Source organism: Aestuariimicrobium sp. G57 (assembly GCF_050110855.1).
In the GTDB taxonomy this organism is placed as follows: Bacteria; Actinomycetota; Actinomycetes; order Propionibacteriales; family Propionibacteriaceae; genus Aestuariimicrobium.
This window is the reverse complement of record NZ_JBNINW010000002.1, coordinates 339,959-359,828: the sequence shown is the minus strand read 5'-3', so window position 1 is coordinate 359,828 and position 19,870 is coordinate 339,959. Positions and strand designations below refer to the sequence as shown.

The 19,870-nt window shown below is 67.5% G+C and carries 17 protein-coding genes and 1 tRNA gene; 3 read left to right on the top strand and 15 right to left on the bottom strand.

The window, feature by feature from the left end:
* Positions 1-5: 5 nt before the first annotated feature.
* From ACQCX5_RS05705 to ACQCX5_RS05680, 6 genes are all read right to left on the bottom strand, one after another.
* Complete coding sequence (locus tag ACQCX5_RS05705) at positions 6-425, bottom strand: arsenate reductase ArsC (RefSeq protein ID WP_434541044.1); 420 nt, start codon at positions 423-425, stop codon at positions 6-8.
* Between the two features lie 47 nt (positions 426-472).
* Positions 473-1,093: a three-helix bundle dimerization domain-containing protein gene (locus tag ACQCX5_RS05700; RefSeq protein WP_434541043.1), complete on the bottom strand. Its 621-nt coding sequence runs from the start codon at positions 1,091-1,093 to the stop codon at positions 473-475.
* Positions 1,093-1,776: a MarR family transcriptional regulator gene (locus ACQCX5_RS05695; RefSeq protein WP_434541042.1), complete on the bottom strand. Its 684-nt coding sequence runs from the start codon at positions 1,774-1,776 to the stop codon at positions 1,093-1,095. The genes ACQCX5_RS05700 and ACQCX5_RS05695 overlap by 1 nt, the downstream gene beginning before the upstream one ends.
* 215 nt (positions 1,777-1,991) lie before the next feature.
* Complete coding sequence (locus ACQCX5_RS05690; protein WP_434541041.1) at positions 1,992-3,470, bottom strand: FAD-dependent monooxygenase; 1,479 nt, start codon at positions 3,468-3,470, stop codon at positions 1,992-1,994.
* Between the two features lie 210 nt (positions 3,471-3,680).
* The gene (locus ACQCX5_RS05685; protein ID WP_434541040.1) at positions 3,681-4,322 is read right to left on the bottom strand and encodes a nuclease-related domain-containing protein; all 642 of its coding nucleotides are present in this window, start codon (positions 4,320-4,322) and stop codon (positions 3,681-3,683) included.
* A gap of 342 nt (positions 4,323-4,664) precedes the next feature.
* Positions 4,665-5,279, bottom strand: coding sequence for a hypothetical protein (locus tag ACQCX5_RS05680; protein ID WP_434541039.1), 615 nt, complete (start codon positions 5,277-5,279; stop codon positions 4,665-4,667).
* Positions 5,280-5,534: 255 nt separating this feature from the next.
* Between ACQCX5_RS05680 and ACQCX5_RS05675 the strand changes: the two genes are divergently transcribed.
* Both ACQCX5_RS05675 and ACQCX5_RS05670 read left to right on the top strand, forming a co-directional pair.
* Positions 5,535-7,145, top strand: a complete 1,611-nt coding sequence (locus ACQCX5_RS05675; RefSeq protein WP_434541038.1) for an alpha/beta hydrolase domain-containing protein — start codon at positions 5,535-5,537, stop codon at positions 7,143-7,145.
* A gap of 90 nt (positions 7,146-7,235) precedes the next feature.
* A complete protein-coding gene (locus tag ACQCX5_RS05670; protein WP_434541037.1) occupies positions 7,236-8,204 on the top strand; it encodes a Gfo/Idh/MocA family protein in 969 nt (322 codons plus the stop codon).
* Positions 8,205-8,373: 169 nt separating this feature from the next.
* On the opposite strand, the gene ACQCX5_RS05665 is transcribed toward ACQCX5_RS05670, so the two are convergent.
* From ACQCX5_RS05665 to gyrB, 4 genes are all read right to left on the bottom strand, one after another.
* A tRNA-Ile gene (locus tag ACQCX5_RS05665) sits at positions 8,374-8,447 on the bottom strand.
* Positions 8,448-8,532: 85 nt separating this feature from the next.
* On the bottom strand, positions 8,533-9,297 hold the full coding sequence (locus tag ACQCX5_RS05660) for a DUF3566 domain-containing protein (protein WP_434541036.1): 765 nt from the start codon (positions 9,295-9,297) through the stop codon (positions 8,533-8,535).
* Entirely contained in the window at positions 9,290-11,950 is a 2,661-nt protein-coding gene (gyrA, locus tag ACQCX5_RS05655; RefSeq protein ID WP_434541299.1) for a DNA gyrase subunit A, read from the bottom strand. Before gyrA ends, ACQCX5_RS05660 begins: the two co-directional genes overlap by 8 nt.
* 149 nt (positions 11,951-12,099) lie before the next feature.
* The gene (gene gyrB / locus ACQCX5_RS05650; RefSeq protein WP_434541035.1) at positions 12,100-14,229 is read right to left on the bottom strand and encodes a DNA topoisomerase (ATP-hydrolyzing) subunit B; all 2,130 of its coding nucleotides are present in this window, start codon (positions 14,227-14,229) and stop codon (positions 12,100-12,102) included.
* Positions 14,230-14,573: 344 nt separating this feature from the next.
* Here gyrB and ACQCX5_RS05645 point away from each other — a divergent pair, with 344 nt between their 5' ends.
* On the top strand, positions 14,574-15,299 hold the full coding sequence (locus tag ACQCX5_RS05645; protein WP_434541034.1) for a hypothetical protein: 726 nt from the start codon (positions 14,574-14,576) through the stop codon (positions 15,297-15,299).
* Positions 15,300-15,321: 22 nt separating this feature from the next.
* Here the strand turns inward: ACQCX5_RS05645 and ACQCX5_RS05640 are convergent, their stop codons facing one another.
* From ACQCX5_RS05640 to recF, 5 genes are all read right to left on the bottom strand, one after another.
* Complete coding sequence (locus ACQCX5_RS05640) at positions 15,322-15,876, bottom strand: hypothetical protein (RefSeq protein ID WP_434541033.1); 555 nt, start codon at positions 15,874-15,876, stop codon at positions 15,322-15,324.
* Entirely contained in the window at positions 15,873-16,445 is a 573-nt protein-coding gene (locus ACQCX5_RS05635) for a hypothetical protein (RefSeq protein ID WP_434541032.1), read from the bottom strand. The genes ACQCX5_RS05640 and ACQCX5_RS05635 overlap by 4 nt, the downstream gene beginning before the upstream one ends.
* Complete coding sequence (locus tag ACQCX5_RS05630) at positions 16,442-17,833, bottom strand: hypothetical protein (protein ID WP_434541031.1); 1,392 nt, start codon at positions 17,831-17,833, stop codon at positions 16,442-16,444. The genes ACQCX5_RS05635 and ACQCX5_RS05630 overlap by 4 nt, the downstream gene beginning before the upstream one ends.
* A 93-nt stretch (positions 17,834-17,926) precedes the next feature.
* Positions 17,927-18,559 (bottom strand): DUF721 domain-containing protein, encoded by a 633-nt coding sequence (locus ACQCX5_RS05625; RefSeq protein ID WP_434541030.1) that lies wholly within the window; start codon positions 18,557-18,559, stop codon positions 17,927-17,929.
* Positions 18,560-18,612: 53 nt separating this feature from the next.
* Positions 18,613-19,869, bottom strand: a complete 1,257-nt coding sequence (gene recF / locus ACQCX5_RS05620; protein WP_434541029.1) for a DNA replication/repair protein RecF — start codon at positions 19,867-19,869, stop codon at positions 18,613-18,615.
* Position 19,870: the final 1 nt, after the last annotated feature.

Below are 19,870 nucleotides of genomic sequence, written 5' to 3'. Positions count from 1 at the left end.
CCGGCTCAGCCCAGCATCTGTTCGAGCAGCACCGTGATGCGTCCCTTGATCTCGTCGCGGATCGGGCGCACCGCCTCGACGCCCTGGCCGGCGGGGTCCTCGAGCACCCAGTCCTCGTAGCGCTTGCCCGGAAAGATCGGGCAGGTGTCGCCGCAGCCCATCGTGATGACCACGTCGGAGGCCTGCACCGCCTCGCGGGTGAGGATCTTCGGCTTCTCGGCCGAGATGTCGATGCCCTCTTCGAGCATCGCCTCACGCACGGCGGGGTTGATCGACTCGGCGGGGGCCGACCCGGCCGAGCGCACCTCGACCGCACCGTTCGACAGGTGCTGGGCATAAGCCGCAGCCATCTGGGAACGACCAGCGTTGTGCACGCAGACGAACAGCACGGACGGGCGAACGTCGTTGTCGGGGGTGGAATTCATGCGGGGTTCCTTTCGGGGTGTGGATGACTTCGGGTGGGCGGTGGGGGTCAGTCGAGAACCTCACGCAGCAGCTTGGTGACCCGCGCCTGCAGGTCGTCGCGGATGCCGCGGACCACATCGAGCGGCTGCCCGGCGGGATCGGGCACCTCCCAGTCCTCGTAGCGCTTGCCCGGGAAGTACGGGCACGAGTCGCCGCAGCCCATGGTGATGATCACGTCGGCGGCCTTGAGCACGCTGTCGCTGAGCGGCTTGGGGTAGGCGACGCTCAGCGCGATGCCTCGCTCGCGCAGCGCCTCGACCACCACGGGGTTGATCTCGTCAGCCGGGGCAGACCCCGCCGAGCGCACGTGCACGCGCCGCGCCGAGAGGTGCTCCGCCAGGGCCGCGGCCATCTGGCTTCGTCCGGCATTGTGCACACACACGAACAGCAGTTCGGGCACCTTCTTGGCCACCAGCCCATCGGACTGGGCGCGGGCCATCAATTGCTCGCGCGCCTGCCGGGCGACGAGAACGGGCAGGAAGGTCTTGACCCGCGCCTGCGTTTCGAGCAGGGCGCGGGCCTCGTCGACGGCCTGCTGCACGTCGTCGCGGGTGAAGACGCCGTCATAGGCATAGGTCAGGTCATCGACAACGGCGGGGTACGGGTCGGTGGTCGGGATGGTCGTCATCATTGGCTCCCTTGGCTGGGCAGCAGCAGGTGCTGCAGGTGGTGGACGCGGGACTGCAGGTCGTCGCAGGCCCGCTCGAACGCGGCCGGGGTGTCGGCGGCAATGGGGTCGGGCACCGACCAGTGCAGGTGGTCGGTGGGCCCGGACGACGCGAGTCGCTCGTGGGCGTGGTCGCACACGGCGATGACCAGGTCGTCGTCGCGGACGGTGCTGCTGGCCTCGTGCATGTCGGGGTCGATGTGCAGCCCGCGGCTGGTGGCGGTCTGCTCGGCCAAGGGGTGCGGGCGCTCGGCTGGGTGGGTGCCGGCATCGATCACCGGCACGCTGCTGGTGCGTCGCCACCAGGCGGCGGCCATCTTCGAGCGGGCGGAGTTGCGGGTGCAGACGAACGCGACGCGCGCAGGCGTGAGGTGGGCGGGAGTGAGGCCGACGCCGACCATCGTCACGACGTCATGGTCGCTGCGGCGCAGGGTGAGGTAGCTCTTGCGGGCATCGTGCTCGCTGCGGATCTTGTCGGCAATTCCTGCCCTGACAAGGTCACCGATGTGGTGGGCGGTGAGGCTGGTCGACAGTCCCCAGCGATCGCCGATCTCGCCCGGGGACAGGTCGCGGCCCAGCAGTGCCTGCGCGATGGCCAGCCGGGTGGGGTCGGCGAGTGCGCGGTGGGCGGCGAGGATGTCCATGGGTGGCCACCATCCTTCCCAACTACCTCAATAGGTGTTGAGGTAATTGTGTCCCGATGGGCAGGCGGCGTCAACCAGCTGAGCGCAAGCGGGACGCCACCTCGCCCCAGCAACGTGCATCGACCGGGCGGAATCCGCCCGTTTCGGCCAGAACCGGCCCGGTCGATGCACACCGCTGGGTGATCGGACCGGCCAGCCGGGCCCACAGACCCCCATCACACCGGCAGCGCCGCCGCCACAAATCCGTCCGGCCGCACCAGGTACAACCGGGACGCCGCGAGCCGGTGGTGCGGGTCGGCCCTGAACACGTGGCCCTCGATGCCCAGCATCTCGGCCGCCTCGGCGACCTGGCCGGCCTCAACCCCGTAACCATGCAGCTGCCACGTGAACGCCCGCAACACGTCGTAATTGCCCCCGGTCCACGGCAACCGGCGTCCGACCACGGGGTGACGGTGCCCATGACGAGCGGCGCGGTCGTCGTCCGAGAGCCAATAGTGGACGCGCACCTGCGCCAGGTAGCCGAACGCGCGTTCGGTGCCGACCAGCCGGGGGACGACCCGCACCGCGACCGGCGCCACGCGCGGCACGACCCGGTCGCGGACGAAACGCGCGAATCGTCCACGCGAGGTGATGCGGGCGAACGCAGCATCGGTGGTGCTCACGAGCCGGTGGGCCACCGGGCGACGCTCGGCCTCGTACCGGTCGAGGAAGTCGGGTTCGATGCGTCCGTGGATGACGTCGGCGAGCTTGCAGGCGAGGTTGTGGGCATCCTGCAGGCCGGTGTTCATGCCCTGGGCACCGACCGGTGAGTGCACATGCGCGGCATCGCCGACCAGGAACACCGGACCGTCGCGGAACCGCGCCGCGAGCCTGTGGTGCACCCGGTAACTCGCGAACCACGAGGCCCGGGTGTAGCGGACTGCGAACTCGGCCGCCAGATGCACCTTCACCTGGGCCTCGAGGGCCTCATCGTCGTCCACATCGTCGGCGACACCCAGGATGCGGTGGTGCCCCGGGGCGCCCATTGGAAAGGTGAGCGCGAAGTCATCACGGCTGACGCGCATGTTGACGGCATGCTCGACGAGCCCGGTCGCGTCGAGGGCATCGGCGACGAAGAACCGCAGGGGGTTGGTGCTGCCCTCGAACGCGATGTCGCGCAGGCGGCGTACTTGGGACGTGGCCCCGTCGGCGCCGATGCACCACGTTGCGCGGATGGTGGTGGGGCCCGCGGGGGTGTCGATGAGGGCTTCGACGGGGTCATCGGCTGCTGGATCGATGCGCAGGTCGCGCAGCTGGTGGCGCCAGCGCAGGTCGCCGCCCAGGCGCAGGAATTCATCGCGCAGCAGGGTCTCATTCTTGCTTTGCTCGAGGATGTAGATGCCTGGGTAGGGCGTCAGCGTGCCACCGAAGCCGGTGAAGCTGATCGGGTCGAAGGTGCGGGTGCGGAAGCCGGGGACGACACGCGGGGCAGGGTCGCATTCGGCGAGCACGCGCTCGACCAGGCCGAGCTGGTCATAGATCTCCATGGAGCGGGCCTGCAATGCCAGCGCCCGGGACTCCTGGGTGGGACCGTCCTTGCCGTCGATGACGGTGACGGCGACGCCGAGGCGCGCGAGCACGACCCCGGCCATGAGTCCGCTGGGGCCGGCGCCGACGACGAGGACGTCGGTGCGGTGGAGGTGTGGGGTGTCCACGGTTCAATTGTGCTCGCTGCGAAGCTGCGTGCAGTCAAACGGCGATTCTGGGGGGTTCAGGGCATGAATCGGCGTTTGGATGCACGTTACTTCGCCAACATGGCGCGTCGGTGGGCCCGCTGCCCCAGCAACGTGCATCGACCGGGCCGAATCCACCCGTTTCGGCCGGATCCCTGCGGGTCGATGCACACCGCTGGGCCCAGAACCAACTCAGCGGGGAAAAGCCTCATGCAGCCGCCACTGGAGCTCGGCGATGTGGTCCGGCTGCAGCGGGCCGGGGTTGGTCACCCACTGGGCGAGGCGCTGGGGCCACAGCACGCTCACCCCGTCGACGCTGAAGTCGCCGCCCAGCAAGGGCCACTCCGCCTGCACGAAACACAGCACCCCGTGCACGGGAACCTGGGGCCGATCGGCCAGCGCCGCCCGCACCAGCCCCACCTGCTTGTGCATGCCCCCCACGAGTGAACTCCGGTCGCGACCGCCAACCAGCAGCTTCTCAACCCGGGGTCGCAGCACACCACCCTCGACCCGCAATTGCGGACGCTGCCCGGCATAGCGTTTCGCATCAACGACGAACACCCCGCTGCTGCCGATGACGAGGTGGTCAATGTTGGCCCTCGACCCGGGGATGCGACGGTCGTGCAATACGCGCAGGCCCGGGCCGGCGATGGGTTCGAGTACCTGGCCCAGTGCGTTCTCGCCGGCCGCGCCGCGTGACCATGCCTTCGTCGACGGCGGGTCGTCAAATACTGCCAGCAAGAACTTGCCGATGCGCGGGTGCTCGGTCTGCACCCGTTCGCGACGGGCATCGTGCCGTCGCCTGAACTCATCCGCAGCCGAACCCCCTGCCACGCCGTCAACCCAGCCGAGTTGCGTGGGTGCTGGGGGTCGGACGAAGTCATGGGCGCGGCTGGGTTGTTGTGCCTGACGGCGGTGGCCAGGGCCTGCTGGGAGCACCAATTCTGAACAGCTTCGACCAGCATCGGCAACCGTCCATCATTGGCTGGGTGGGGCTCGTCCGTGATCAGGTCCCACCAGCCGATGTCATTGCCCTGGGCATCACGCACGTACAGGCGGTCCTTGCCATACCTGCGCCATCGGATGCATTCCACCTTGAGCAGTGTATGCCGTGAATCATTGATCATTGGGTAATCCAGCACCGTCACACGTGCTGGATCGACCAACGCTCACCCCTCAGCGCTGGTCGAACTCGAACGTCAGCTGTGCCGCCGGGTCGACCGCATGAATGATGCCGGAATAGAAATTGCGCGCCTGGTCCTTCAACATCTCTGCGTTGTCGGCGATGTATCGCCCCTTCGCCTCTGAGCTCAGGATCTCGTTCACCATGCTCACCGGGTCGACCTCGGGGGTGACCCAGCTGAGCGCGCCATTGTCCTCAGTCGCCACCTTGAAGGTCGCCTGGTCATGCCCGATGAAGATGAACTCCGGGATCGAGATCGTGTACTGGCCCTCGGCAGTCTTCTTGATCGTGACGTCCTTGCCCTCGATACCCAGCTTCGCGTGGAAGTTGTACTGCAGGAACACCACCCGTCCGCTGCCCGGGATCTGCTTGCCGAAGATCGTGGTCGCCTTCGACTGCTCGGTGATGCCCTGGATGTCCAGGCCCAGCAGCACGACCTGTTCCTTGCGGGTGATCGCATTGATCACCTGGGTGTCCTTGGTCTCGGTGGTGGTGCCGACGGGGGCGGCGAACTGGCTCCTGACCCACGGCGCCGCGACGACCCCGGCCGCGAACATGATGCCAACGAGCACGATCGCCAACACCAGCCCCGCGATGATCTTCTTCATGCCACTCCCCCGGCGTTGTTCCTGAACGCTGTGATCCTAAGCGAGCTGCACCACCTTTTTTTGGACGATCACACTGGTGCCACAGCACAGAATCAGCATCCCCGCTGGTCGCGGCATGAAAACATCTCAGTCGTTCACCCACAGCAGAAGCGCCCCCCATCCGGGTTGGCAACAGACGGCAACCCATCGCCAGCCCCGAGCGCCCCTCACCATGCTTGCGGCCACTGTCCACTTGAGCTGCAAGGAAGCAAGCCCATGAAGAATCCAGTGACATCGAGAAGCCTGCTGAAGCGCGGGCTGGTGTCGGTCGGCGTCGCCGCACTGTTCGCGACGATGCTGCCCACGGCCGCGCTCGCCCAGACCGCGCCGGATGTGACCACCGATGAGATGTCGGCCGTGCCGAGCGTCCAGCTGGTGCCCCGCACCGCCGATTCCTACCCGTTCAACGCCGCCGACCATGCCCGCGTACCCGTCGACCTGGCGGCGTCCGGGTTCGTCGAACAAGAGTTCTTCCTGCGCGGCTACGCCAACGTCTACACCAAGGCCGACGGTTCGCTGGGCATCCACCGCAGCGAGGTCCCCTACACCAACCGCATCCTCGTGCGTCGTCCCGCTGCCCCGAACAAGGCATCGGGCACCGTGTTCGTCGACATCTACAACGCCTCGAACGGCTACGACATCGAGGACATGTGGCGTCGCCTCGCGACCAACATCCTCGCGAACGGCCACACCTACATCGGCGTGACCAGCAAGCCCGTCAACGTGGACGCCCTGCACCAGTTCGACCCGGAGCGCTACGGGGCCCTCAGCTGGTACGACCAGCCGCTGACCGATGCGTGCGACTACGACTTCGCCACCTCGGGCGCCTGGGGCGAGGTGCCCTGCACTGAGACCGGACTGGCCTGGGACATCCTGACGCAGGTCGGCAATGCCGTCCGCGACCCGCAGGCCGGCCGGCAGATCCTGGGCGGCATCGACGTGAAGAGCATGTTCCTGATCGGCCAGTCGCAGTCGAGCATGTACCTCAACACCTACGTCAACAACTTCCACAACCCCGTCACCGAGGCCAACGGTGGCCAGCACGTCTATGACGGCTACCTGAGTGCTGCCGGCAACTGGGTCGAGCGCTCGATCCGCGACGGTGAGTTCCAGCGCGAGACCGTGAGCTCGACCGGTGCCGTCGCCGGCCCGGCCACGCCTGTGGACATCGACGTGCCGTGGGTGGTCGTCGACTCCGAGGCCGACCGCCACGTCTTCACGAAGCAGGCGCTGCTGCCCCGCGAGCTGGACGACCAGACCCGCGTCTGGCAGGTGCCCGGCACCGGTCACACGTTCTCGTGGTCGTCGGTCGTGCCGCACAACAACGAGCTGGTCAAGGCTGGGCGCCCGCCGCGCGTGTTCCCGACCCAATTCACCCCCTACCCGATGGAACCCGCGATGATCGCCGCCGGCCAGGCGCTCATCGACAACCACCAAAAGGGCAAGGCGCTGCCGGCGTCGAAGTGGTTTGACCGGGATGCCGCGGGTGAACTCGTCCGCGACGTCAACGGCAACGTGACCGGTGGCCTGCGCTACGGCCTCATGGACCTGACCCTCGCCGAGTTCAAGGGCTTCGCGACGCCGGGCGACATGAATGGTGTGGCCAACCCGATCTCTGCCGAGCAGTTCCGGGCGACCTGGAACAACCGCAGCCAGTACCTCGCCCAGCAGCGGGCCTACGACAACAAGCTGCGCCAGGCGGGCTACCTGACCGCCGACGGCCAGGCGCTGTTCGCCGAGCGGGCCAACGTGGTGCTCGACCGGATCGGCATCGCGCCGTTGTCGAAGGTCGTGTTCCCTGAGCCGACGGTCGACCCGGTCGTGTGAGCTGATCGGTCACCATCCCGTCAGGATTGGGGCCCGCCGGATTCGTCCGGTGGGCCCCATTCGCGTGGCGCGCCCGGCACAGTTGGGCTTGTGAACATCTCACTGGCCACCGTCGGCACCAGCAGCATCGTCCACAGGTTCGCGGCAGCGGCCGCCCCGGTAGAAGGCCTCACGCTGGTTGGTGCCTATTCGCGCGACCCCGGACGAGCCGCCGCCACCGCGGACGAACTCGGCATGGCCTGGTCGACCTCGAATTGGGACCAACTGCTCGCCGATGACCGCTGCGACGCGCTCTACATCGCGACGCCCAACCTGATCCATGCCGAGCAGACCGCCGCCGCCCTGCGCGCCGGCAAGCATGTGCTGCTCGAAAAGCCCGCCACGCCGACGGCACCCGAGTGGCAATCGCTGATCGACCTGGCCCATGACCACGGCGTGGTGCTGCTCGAAGAGATGCGCCCGGCCCATGACCCCGGCACCGCCGAGATCGCCCGGTTGTTGCCGAGCCTGGGCGCGATCCGCCGGGTCAGCCTCGACTACACCCAGCGCTCGGCGCGGTATGACAAGGTGCTGGCCGGGGAGTACACCGCGATCTTCGACCCGGGCATGGCCGCCGGATCGCTGCGGGACCTGGGGGTGTACGCGGTCTCGCAGCTGGTGCAATTGTTCGGCGAACCACATGACGTCATGGCCGCCGAGGTCGAGCTGACCACCGGCGCCGACGGCCTGGGCGTGGTGCTCGCGACCTATGCCGACGGGTTCGTCGCCGACGTCAGCCATTCCAAGATCACGCGGACGGCCAGGGGCAGTGAAATCCAGGGCGAACGGGGCAGCCTGCTGGTTGACCACATCGCCGACCCGCAGCTGCTCAAGCTCACCCGACTCGACGGTTCGGTCGAGCGCATCGAGGTGGTGAAGGCAGACGACAACCTCACCCACATGGTCGAGTTCTTCGTCGCCTGTGTGAATGGCACCGCGAGCCCGGAAGCCGACCAGGAGCGCACGGCGGCGACGCTGCGGGTGATCGACCGGATCAGCGAGGTGCGGCGACGGGTGTGAACAGCCGGGCAGCTGAGGTGGCTGTCGCCGCGGTGAGGCGTTGCCACCCAGCAGTGTGCATCGACCGGGCCGCATCCGCCCGTTTCGACCAGATTCGGCCCGGTCGATGCACATTGCTGGGGCAACCGGACACAAAAGAACCCCTTGTCGCCAAGGGGTTCCATCACTGTGGGCCTAACTGGACTTGAACCAGTGACCTCTGCCTTATCAGGGCAGCGCTCTAACCGACTGAGCTATAGGCCCGCTCGGAGCTCTCACTCCGACCGCGAGAAATGACTCTAGCGGAACCGGCGGCGAACCCCCAAATCGGGGCCGCCGCCCGCACCGCTCAGTCCTCGGCGAGGGTGACCTCGAGGCCACCGAGCACGGTCGCCGAGAGGTTGTACAAGAAGCTGAACAGCGTTGCCAGCGCCGTGAAGATCACCACATCGGCCGCCATGATCACCGCCGTCAGGCCGACCACGCGGCTGCCCGTCAGGTAGCGGCCCAGGTCGAACGAGTTGGCCGAATTCGGCGTCGACAGCAGGTCGTTGACCGCCCGGTTGATCGACTCGAAGGTGCCCGAGCTGTCGATGACACCCCAGATGACCCACATCGCCACGGTGCCCAGGATGCCGAACGCGATCGAGAACAGCAGCGCGGTCTTCATCACCGACCAGGGGTCGATGCGCGCGAGCCGCAGCCGTGCCTTGCGGGTGCGCCGCGACGCCGCCGGGGCGGCCGCCGTCTTGCTCACCGAAGGCTTCGTGGACGACGCCGAGTCGGCGCTGCGCCGGGCCGGTGCCGCCCCAGCCGCCGAGGCCGCAGCCCCGTACCCCGACGGTGACGCCGCCTGGGAACCAGCAGAACTCTGCGACGACGACGCTGCCGATGACTGCGGTGCACTGAACCGGCCACCGGCCGCGCGCTCTGCAGCGCCCGCCGAGCCGGACGTCGCTCCCGACGCCAACCCGAAGGGCCACTGCCCGCCGGACGACTGGTTCGCCTGTGCCGAGCTCTGCCCCGAGCTGCGGTACAGCGAGTTCTCTTCCGAGGCTGGACGGCTGAAGGGTGAACCGGGAGACGTCCCAGCCCCCCGCGTGCTGTCACTCACCATCGGTCTCCTCATCGTCGTCGGTCACGGCCTGGTCGCCCGCGTCCTCATCAGTGGTGCCGGATTCATCAGCACTCGGGTCAACGGTACCTTCCGCATCACCGTTGTCCACGTCAACCGCCTCGGACTCGCCCTCAACCTCGACCACCTGGGCCTCGTCCGCCACGTCCGGCTCATTCGACTCGGGGTACAGCGCGATCACGCTGACCTCGTCGCCCTCCTTCACCCGGACGAACTTCACGCCCATGGTGTCGCGGCCCTTCACGGGCACCTCCGAGACCTGGGAGCGGGTGACCTGGCCCGAGTTGCGGATCGCGATGACCTCGTCGTGCTCGCTGACGACCAGGCCGCCGACGAGCTTGCCGCGGTCCTCGTTGAGCTTCATGGCCTTGATGCCCAGCCCGCCACGGTTCTGTTCGCGGTACTCGCTGACGGCGCTGCGCTTGGCGAAGCCGCCGTCGGTGACCGTGAACACGAACCGGTCGTCCTCGGGCAGGTCGGCGTTGATGATGGCCATGCTCAACAATTCATCGCCCTCACGGAACTTCATGCCCGTCACGCCCGACGTGCCTCGTCCCATCGGACGAAGCTGGTCATCGCTGGCCGAGAACCGGATGGCCTGGCCCTTGCGAGAGATCAGCAGCACGTCATCGTCCTCGCTGCAGACCCCGGCACCGACCAGCTCGTCGTCCTCGTCGCGGAACTTCACCGCGATGATGCCGGCCTGTCGCGGCGAGTCGTACAGCGACAACTCCGTCTTCTTGACCAGGCCCTTGCGGGTGGCCAGCAGCAGGTAGGGCGCCTCTTCGTAGTCGCGCAGCGTGACCACCTGGGCGATGCGTTCGTCGGGCAGGAAGCTCAGCAAACCGGCGACATGGCCGCCCTTCGCATCACGACCGGCCTCGGGCAGCTGCCACACCTTGGTGCGATAGACCCGGCCCATGGTGGTGAAGAACAGGATCCAGTGGTGGTTCGACGTGGTGAACAGGTGCGCCACCTCGTCATCGGCCCGCAACGCGGCCCCCTTGACGCCCGAACCACCGCGCTTCTGCAGCCGGTACTGGTCGGTGCGGGTGCGCTTGGCGTAGCCACCGTGGGTGATGGTGACGACCATGTCGAAGTCCGGGATGAAGTCCTCTTCGCTGACGTCACCTTCGGGGGCGACGATCTCAGTGCGGCGCTCGTCACCATACTTGTCGGTGATCTCCTGCAGCTCCTCGCCGATGATCGAACGCTGCCGCTCTTCACGGGCCAGGATGTCCTTGAAGTCGGCGATCTGGCGCTCGTACTCGGCCAGCCGGTCGACGATCTTCTGCCGCTCCAGGGCCGCCAGGCGGCGCAGCTGCATGTCGAGGATGGCGGTGGCCTGGTCATCGTCGATGTCCAGCAGGTCTTTCAGGCCCTCGCGCGCGATCTCGGTGGTACGCGAGGCGCGGATCAGCGCGATGACCTCGTCGAGGGCATCGAGTGCCTTGACCAGGCCGCGGCTGATGTGGGCCAGCTTCTCGGTCTCACGCAGGCGGTACTCGGTGCGCCGACGGATGACTTCGAGCTGGTGCTCGATCCACAGGCTGATGAACTGGTCGAGGCGCAGGGTGCGGGGCACCGAGTCGACCAGGGCCAGCATGTTGCAGCCGAACGTGTCCTGCAGCTGGGTGTGCTTGTACAGGTTGTTCATCACCACGCGCGGCTGCGCGTCACGCTTCAGCTGGATGACCAGCCGCTGCCCGGTGCGCGCCGAGGTGTCGTCGCGCATCTCGGAAATGCCGCCGATCTTGCCGGCGTTGACCAGGTCGGCAATCTTGCGGGCCAGGTTGTCGGGGTTGCACATGTAGGGCAACTCCGTCACCACCAGGTTGGTGCGACCGTTGTCGTCCTCTTCAATGTTGATGACCGCACGCATCGTCACCAGGCCGCGGCCGGTGCGGTAGGCGTCCTCAATACCCTTGCGGCCCACGATGCGCGCACCCGAGGGGAAGTCGGGGCCCTTGATGCGGGCGATGCAGGCCTCAAGCAGTTTTTCGGCGGGGGCGTCCGGGTTGGCCAGCGACCACTGCACGGCGTCGTTGACCTCGCGCAAGTTGTGGGTCGGGATGTTGGTGGCCATGCCGACCGCGATACCGGTCGAGCCGTTGACCAGCAGGTTCGGGAACCGCGCCGGCAGCACCGAGGGCTCGAGCTCCCGGTTGTCGTAGTTCGGCTGCATGTCGACGGTGTCCTGCTCGATGTCGCGCACCATCTCCATGGCCATCGGCGCCATCTTGCACTCGGTGTACCGCATGGCCGCGGCCGGGTCGTTGCCGGGCGAACCGAAGTTGCCCTGCCCCTGGATGAGCGGGATGCGCATCACCCATGGTTGCGCCAGGCGCACCATGGTGTCGTAGATCGCCGAGTCGCCGTGGGGGTGGTACAGGCCCATCACCTCACCGACGACACGCGAGCACTTGTTCCAACCGCGATCGGGACGGTAACCACCGTCGTACATCGCGTACAACACCCGGCGGTGCACCGGCTTCAGGCCGTCACGCACGTCGGGCAGGGCTCGTCCGACGATGACCGACATGGCGTAGTCGAGGTAGGAACTCTCGACCTCGTCCTTCAGGTCGATCTGTTCAATGCGGCCCTTCTGGGGTGCGGCGATCTCGTCGACCATCGTCTCGGACTCGGTCTCGGGCGCCTCGTCGGGCAGGATGTCGTCAATCGGCGATTCGTCGTCAGCCATGGGTAATCCTCCTGGTTCGCGAGCAGGTGCTCAGCGCAGGTCGTGGGTGGCAGGTGGTGGTGAGAGGTGCTCGGTGATGCTCAGATGTCCAGGAACCGGACGTCGCGGGCGTTCTTCTGGATGAACGAGCGCCGCGCCTCGACGTCCTCACCCATCAGCACCGAGAAGGTCTCGTCGGCACGCACCGCATCGTCCAGGGTGACCTGCATCAGGATCCGGTTCTCCGGGTCCATCGTGGTGTCCCACAGGTCGCTGGCATCCATCTCGCCCAGACCCTTGTAGCGCTGGATCGGGTTGACCGTCGGCAGCTTCTTGCCCGAGGCGATGCCGTTGTCACGCAGCGCGTCACGCTCGGCATCGTTGTAGGCCAGTTCGTGGGGGGCATTGGTCCAGCGCAGCCGGAACAGGGGGGGCTGGGCCAGGTAGACATGCCCGGCGTCAATCAGCGGCCGCATGAAGCGGAACAGCAGCGTCAACAGCAGCGTGCGGATGTGAGAACCGTCGACATCGGCGTCAGCCATCAGCACGACCTTGTGGTAGCGCAGTTTGTCGATGTCGAACTCCTCGTGCACACCGGTGCCGAGCGCGTTGATGATCGCCTCGACCTCCTGGTTCTGCAGGATGCGGTCGATGCGGGCCTTCTCGACGTTCAGGATCTTGCCGCGGATCGGCAGGATGGCCTGGGTGCGGGGGTTGCGCCCGCCCTTGGCCGAGCCGCCGGCGGAGTCACCCTCGACGATGAAGACCTCGCATTCCTCGGGATTGCGCGAGGAGCAGTCGCTCAGCTTGCCGGGCAGGCCACCGCCGCCGAGCAGGCCCTTGCGGTTGCGGGCGATGTCACGGGCCTTGCGGGCAGCGATGCGTGCCGCGGCCGCGGCCTGCGACTTGCGGACGATCTCTTTGCCCTCGGCCGGGTTGCGCTCGAACCAGTCACCGAGCCGGTCGTTGACGACACGCTGGACGAACGACTTCGCCTCGGTGTTGCCGAGCTTGGTCTTCGTCTGGCCCTCGAACTGGGGCTCGGCGAGCTTGATCGAGACGATCGCGGTCAGGCCCTCACGGATGTCATCACCCGAGACACGGTCCTCACGCTTCTTGATCATTCCCCAGGTCTCGCCCCACTTGTTCACCGTGGTGGTCATCGCGGCGCGGAAGCCCTCGTCGTGGGTGCCGCCCTCGTGGGTGTTGATGGTGTTGGCGAACGTGTGCACCGAGGGGGTGTACGAGGTGTTCCACTGCATCGCCACCTCGACACCCATGCCCTCTTCGGGGCGGTGCGCCTCGACGGCGATGACGCTGGGGTGCACCGACTCCTTCGATGCGTTGAGGTATTCGACGAAGTCGATCAGGCCGCGGTCGTACTTGTACGACACGGTCCGGGAGCGCTCACGCTCGTCCTCGGTGGTGAACTCGGGGTCGTCGGAATCATCAGCGGGCACATCGGTGCGCAGGTCGGACAGCGTGATCGCGAGGCCCTTGTTGAGGAAGGCCATCTCGCGGAAGCGGGTCGAGAGCACCTGGAAGTCGAAGTGGGTGGTCTCGAAGATGTCACTGCTGGGGTAGAACGTGATCGTGGTGCCAGTGGCCTCGGTGGCCTCGAGGCGCTGCAGTTCGCCCACGGGGGTGCCGAGCTCGAATTCCTGGCGCCAGTGGTAGCCATCGCGAAAGACCTCGGCGATCATGTGGTCGCTCAGCGCGTTCACGACCGACGAGCCCACGCCGTGCAGGCCGCCCGAGACCTTGTAGCCGCCGTCGCCGAACTTGCCGCCGGCGTGCAGCACGGTCAGCACCAGCGTGACGGTCGGGATCTTCTCGACCGGGTGCTGCTTGACGGGGATGCCACGGCCGTTGTCGACCACCCGCACGCCGCCATCATCGAGCAGTTCGACGACGATGCTGTCGCAGTAGCCGGCCAGGGCCTCGTCCACGGCATTGTCGACGATCTCGTAGACCAGGTGGTGCAGGCCGCGGGCGCCGGTCGAACCGATGTACATGCCGGGGCGCTTGCGGACGGCCTCGAGACCCTCGAGCACGGTGATGTTGCCGGCGTCATAGCTGTCGGCATCGACCTTGGTGTCGGCACTGGTCTCATAGTCGCCCAGGGATTCTGCGTCACCGGGGGCACCGTCGAGGGTGGGGTCGACGCCTTGCGGGTCCCCCTCCGCATCGATCGTGTAGTCCTCGGGGAGGGAGTTGTCGGCGTCACTCAAGAGAGCGTTCTCCTCGTTCCAGGTCATGGGCTGCGTGCCCAGCGTTCCGAGTCTACCAAGCCGACGTCCAAAACCATGCTTCTGCGGGGGCGGCCCCAGCAGCGATTTCGCACCAACCGCCAGATTTCGGCGATTGGGCGCGATCAACCCCGGTTTGGACGGGGCCCCACGGGGGCAGGGCTCAGCGCGTGTGGGGCGATTTTCTAGCACAAGTGGCACTGGGGCCGGTTCCGCACCCCGGATCACCGGGAACGGCTGCACACGTGGCGCTGGCGCCAGTTGTGCAACTTCGGGGCCCGCCCAGCTGCACCCCACCAGACCCGACCACGGTTATCATCACGCAGGTGAGCACCCCGCACCCTGCCAGCCAGGCGACCCCCACCCGGGCGCCGCAGCAGGACGACGTCGCGCCCGACGAGCAGCCGGCCGGTGCGACGACATGGCAGGACCCACGCCGACTCGATACCGACTGGGACCCACCGAGCTGGCGCGACCGGTTTCCTCTGCAGACCCAGTTGCTCGGCCTGTTGCTCGCGCTGGCTCTGTTCGCCGGGGTGGTGTGGGCCGCGGGCGGTTTCAGGCGCACCTCGAGCCTGCGCCAGGTCGACTGGCACACCCCGGCGGTGACCGGTCCGGCCGAGATCACGCTCACCAGGGCGTGGCTGGTGTACTCCGACTACGGCGACCCCGAGATCCTGCTCGAGGCGATGTGCCGCCTGGTGACCGACACGGCACCGCGCAACCAGACCAGCGGTGTGCGCCACGGCATCGGCATCAGCATGGGCGGCGAGGTCATCCCGGAACGTGACCAGCGGGTGTTCTTCCAGCCCGATTCGAGCCAGGCGCTCGGACGACGTGAGCTCTCGCCGGGCACCCCTGCGGTGCCGTGCCAGGTCGAGGCCACCCTGCCCGAGGGATTCACCGAGCAGCCCTGGGTGCGCGTCGTGATCCGTGAGCAGGAATACCGCAAGAGCAGCTTCGGCTCGAATGACGACCGCACCTGGGTGCTCACCCGCAATGGCGTCGTCATGAACGTGCCGTTGACGGTGCGTGACGAGCGCAAGAAGTAGCACCGCCCGGGGCGGTGGGCGCTCAGGAGGGCGGCGGCAGCGCCAGCGCCGGGTTGTGCCGGAACTGCATGTAGTGGATCGTCACCCCGACCAGTTGCTCGGCCGCCCAGGTGGGCACCAGGTAACCGAGCCAGAATTCCCCGTCGCTGTCGACCTTGCACGACTCGTGGTCGCGCGGCAGGTTCTGGAACGTGCTGTCCCACAGCATCCGGTGCGACCCGAGCAGTTGCAGGCCGCACACGCTCTGTTCGTTGGCACCCTCCAGGCGGAACTTCACCCAGACATAGGTCGCGCCCTGCGGGGCCTCGGACGTGGTTGAGGACGACCGCTCAAAACTCGTGTGCTGCTGGTGTTCGAGCACGGTGTACCGCGCCCCGGAATGCGGGTCGGTCCAGGTCTGGCCGACGGGCACGACATGGCTGACATAGGCGTCCATGCGCACGTGGACGAACACGCCCCAGCCGATGCCCCACGCCAGCACCACGGCGAGACCGACGACGAAGCCGATCCAGTGCCGCCAGCGGCGGGCCGGGCGCGAGGCCACCCGGTCGGGGGCCACCTGCTGGTCCTGGGTCACGGCTTGTACACCTCCAGGGTCGACTCGGGCCAGTCGACCCGGGCCAGTGCGGACTCGTCCCAGACCTGGTCGATCGTGGCGGCGGTGACCCCCAGCGGCATCGTCAGCTCGGGTTCGCGGAAGACGATGACGCTGGTGGGCACGCACGACAGGCTGGCCCCCGTCAGGGTGGTGCGGGTCACCTCGAAGATCACCGTGCCCGTGCTGACGAAGCCGGGGTCGGGAAAGCGCAGGTTGTCGTCCTCGGCCCGCTCGATGGTGCCACCCCCGCTGGTGCGCAGGAAGCAGCGAACCCCCGCGTTCTCGCGTTCGCGGGGGGTGGCGAAGCGCAGGTGCACGGCTACGAACCGCTCGGGGGTGATGGTCGACTTGCGCACCCCGTCGACGGCGTACTGGCCATAGCTGAGCGACAGCACGGTGATCAGCTGCCCGTTGTCGAGGTTGAGGGGCTCACCGAGCGTTGCCTTCTTCTCGAAGTCGGCGGTGGCGGTGTCGCGGAACTGGCCCAGCAGTCCGGCGACAAGCACCGAGACGATGACCAGCACGGCGGTCATGGGGGTGACCTTCATGGGGCCACCCCGACCTTGGCCGACTCAGTCTGTGCCGATTCAGCCTGAGCAGCCTCAGCCTGTGCCCGGTGTTCGGGACGCACCGCTGACGGGTCGGCCGAATCCCGGAACAGGGTCAGCACCCGCTTGAACGCCACCGCCAGCAACGCCAGTTCGAGGGTGGTGCCGAAAGGTGCGGTGAGCCCGGTGATCAGGTCGGCCCAGGCCACCCAGAACTCGGGCGCCCGACCGCCGAAGAACTCGATCACCGAGTCGGTGAACCCGTCGGCGACCACGCTGACGACCGTGTACAGCAGCACGTATGCAGCCAGGAACAACACGCCGCCACGCATCACCAGCCGCAGCGACTGGAACGTTGGCAGGTATTTGTCGTTGAGGTCCCCGAACAAGGCCTCCTGCACCTCGATGATGGCGCGCCGCCCGGTGGTCCCGGCGTTGGCGCGGCGTCGTCCACGCTTGTCGAGCACGATCTGGCGCTGGGTGTCGAGGTGGGCGCTCAGGGGCTCGCCCTTGCGCCACATCTCGGCGAAGCTCAGCACGTGTGAGCCATAGACCAGGGCGGCCACGGCGAGCCACACGATGGGCTGCACGAAGGCGTGGGTGAACACCGGCCACAGCCAGTTGATGAAGTTGCCGAGGGCGTCCCAGAGCTGGGGCAGCAGCTCGTGCACCGTGCCGATCGTGGTCTTGAAACCGGCATTGACGGAATAGAACCAGGCGGCAACCCGGGTGGACTGCAGGCTGGCCAGCAGCGTCGAGAGCAGGGTGCCCGAGACGAACACGACCAGGAACAGGAAGAAACCCTCGATCAGGGCCGCCACCAGCCCCAGGGGCCGGAAGTCGGTCTTCTCGTGGGCCAGGTCGACCAGTCGCCGCACGATGTAGAGGGCAGCCACGATGATGATGAGCTGGCGGGCCTCGTCGAGGGTGCTGGGCCGGATATTGCCGAGGATCGTGTCGGTGAACAGGCCGCGGATGACGATCTCTTGCGCGACAAGGGTGTTGGCGACCCTCTGCACGTGGTCAAAGGCGGCATAGATGCCCAGGAATGGCAGTAGCGTCACGGCGATCAACCGGGTGAGGGACTCGTCGCGGTCGTCGTCCACCTCGTCGCGGGGAACCTCGTCGCGGATGCCCAGGATCTTGCCCATCACCTGCAGGCTGACGATCATGGCGCTGAGGGTGAACACCAGGCCGAGCGAGAGCAGGGCGAGTGCCAGCCAGGGCAGCTTCTCAGACGCGTACGCCGCCCCCAGCAGGGTGGCCTGGCTGAGCACATAGGCGACCATCGTGATCGGCACTGCGCGGGGCATCGCCTGCCACCACACGACGAGGGTGTCTCGTCCCATGGTCGACAGGTGGTCCCACCAGGTGTTCAGTTCCCTCACGGGGTCGGCTCTCTCATGACGTAGGCAGGATAACCAGCCCGGGGTCGCGGTTGCCGCAAACGAGCCACCGGGACGAGTTCCCACCTGAATGGGCTACCCATACGTGTCGCGCGGGCCGCGGCCGTCGCGCACGCTGCGGATCCCGTGCTTCCAGCTGGGTGCTTCGGGGCCGAGCACCAGGATCCGGGTGACCGAGCCGTCGCCGAGGCGGCCGTTCAACTCGGCCAGCAGGTTGGGGGCGATGGCGCGCAGCGCCGTGGCCCAGGTGGTCGACTCGGTGCGGATCGTCAGCACACCATCCTTGAACCCCTCGGGCGTCGAGTGCGCGGCATTGGTCGGCCCGACCAGGTCGGCCCACTGCAGCAGCAGCGTGCGCAGGTTCAGCTGGGTCGACCAGCCGCGCCGGCGCACCAGGTCACCGAGCACCGAGGCGAGCGGCTGTGGGTCGCGGTCGTCGGGGCGTGCGGACGAGAACTGGGCCGGGCCCCACGACCGGCGTCGGCGCCTGCTGGTGCCGGGCCCATCCGTACGGACGCCGCGGGGCGGCGGCAGGTTCACCCCGCTCGGCCCCGACGCCGCGGTCTGGTGGGCGACGGCCGTGGCCAGGTCGATGCCGGTGGCGTCGTGCCGGGCGAGCAGGTCACGGTCGTCGTCCTGCAGACCGGGTTCGTCGGCACTGTCGGGTCTCTCGGTCCCGGTAAACGAGTTGTCCCCAAAGTTGTCCACAGCCTGTGGGTTATCCACACCCCTGCTGGGTGGTGTGTGTGCTGGTGGCGTCGTCATTCGGCGCTCCCCGACGTGGATTCGTCACGATGTTGCCCACCGGTCGATGCCTGGCTGTGCACAACTCCTGTGGAAAACTCCGGACCGGCCAGGTGCACCTCGCCGCCGGCCACATCGAACCGCCTGCCATCGAGGCGTTCCGGCACGTCCGCGCCCACCGCGGCCGTGACCAGTACCTGCTCGGCATCGCCGATCGCCTCGGCCAGTCGCTGCCGGCGCACGGCGTCGAGTTCGGCGAAGACATCATCGAGGATCAGCACCGGTTCGACGCCGTCAGCCCGCACCAGCTGGAACGCCCCGAGCTTCAGGGCCAGCGCCAACGACCAGCATTCGCCGTGGCTCGCGTACCCCTTTGCGGGCAATTGCCCAATCGACAGCACGATCTCGTCGCGGTGCGGACCCACCAGTGAGACCCCACGGGCCAGTTCATCGGACCGCAGCGCCACCATCGCGGCCAGCAGCCGGGCCTCGAGCTCATCGCGGCCCACGGTCCCGCCCTGGTCACCCGTGTCCATCGGTCCCAGGTCGATACCCGTGCGGTACGACGCGGCGACCGTGTTGTTGGTGGGGGCGATGTCGGCATAGGCGCTGGTGACACCCGGCATCATCTCGGCCAGGGTATCCAGGCGCGCCAGCAACAGCTCGGCACCGATGCGGGCCAGCTGCCCGTCGAAGACCTCAAGGGTGAACAGGGCGTCGCCGTCCACCTGCCCTGCCCGTGCGCGTGCGCCCTTCTGTGACAACTGCTTCAGCAACTGGTTGCGCTGCTTGAGCACCTTGTCATAGTCGGCCTTGACACCCGCCATGCGGGGCCACCGGGTGATGACGACGGCATCGATGAACCGGCGCCGGTCGGACGGGTCACCCTTGACGATGGCGAGGTCTTCTGGCGAGAACAGCACCGTGCGCAGCACCCCCAGCAGGTCGCGGGGGCGCTGCTGGGCGTTGCGATTGATGCGGGCACGATTGGCCTTGCCAGGGGTGATTTCGAGTTCGAGCAACAGCGAGCGCGCATCGTCACGCCCCGCCCGCACCCGGGCCCGGGCAATGGCCTGGTCGGCCCCGGCCCGCACGAGCGGCGCGTCCTGGCTGACCCGGTGCGAGCTGAGCGTCGACAGGTACTCGACTGCCTCGACCAAGTTCGTCTTGCCCTGCCCGTTCTGGCCGATGAACAGGTTGACCCCCGGTGCCATTGGCACTTCGGCGGTGCGGTAGCAGCGAAAGTCAACCAGGCTCAGGTGCTCAACCCACACA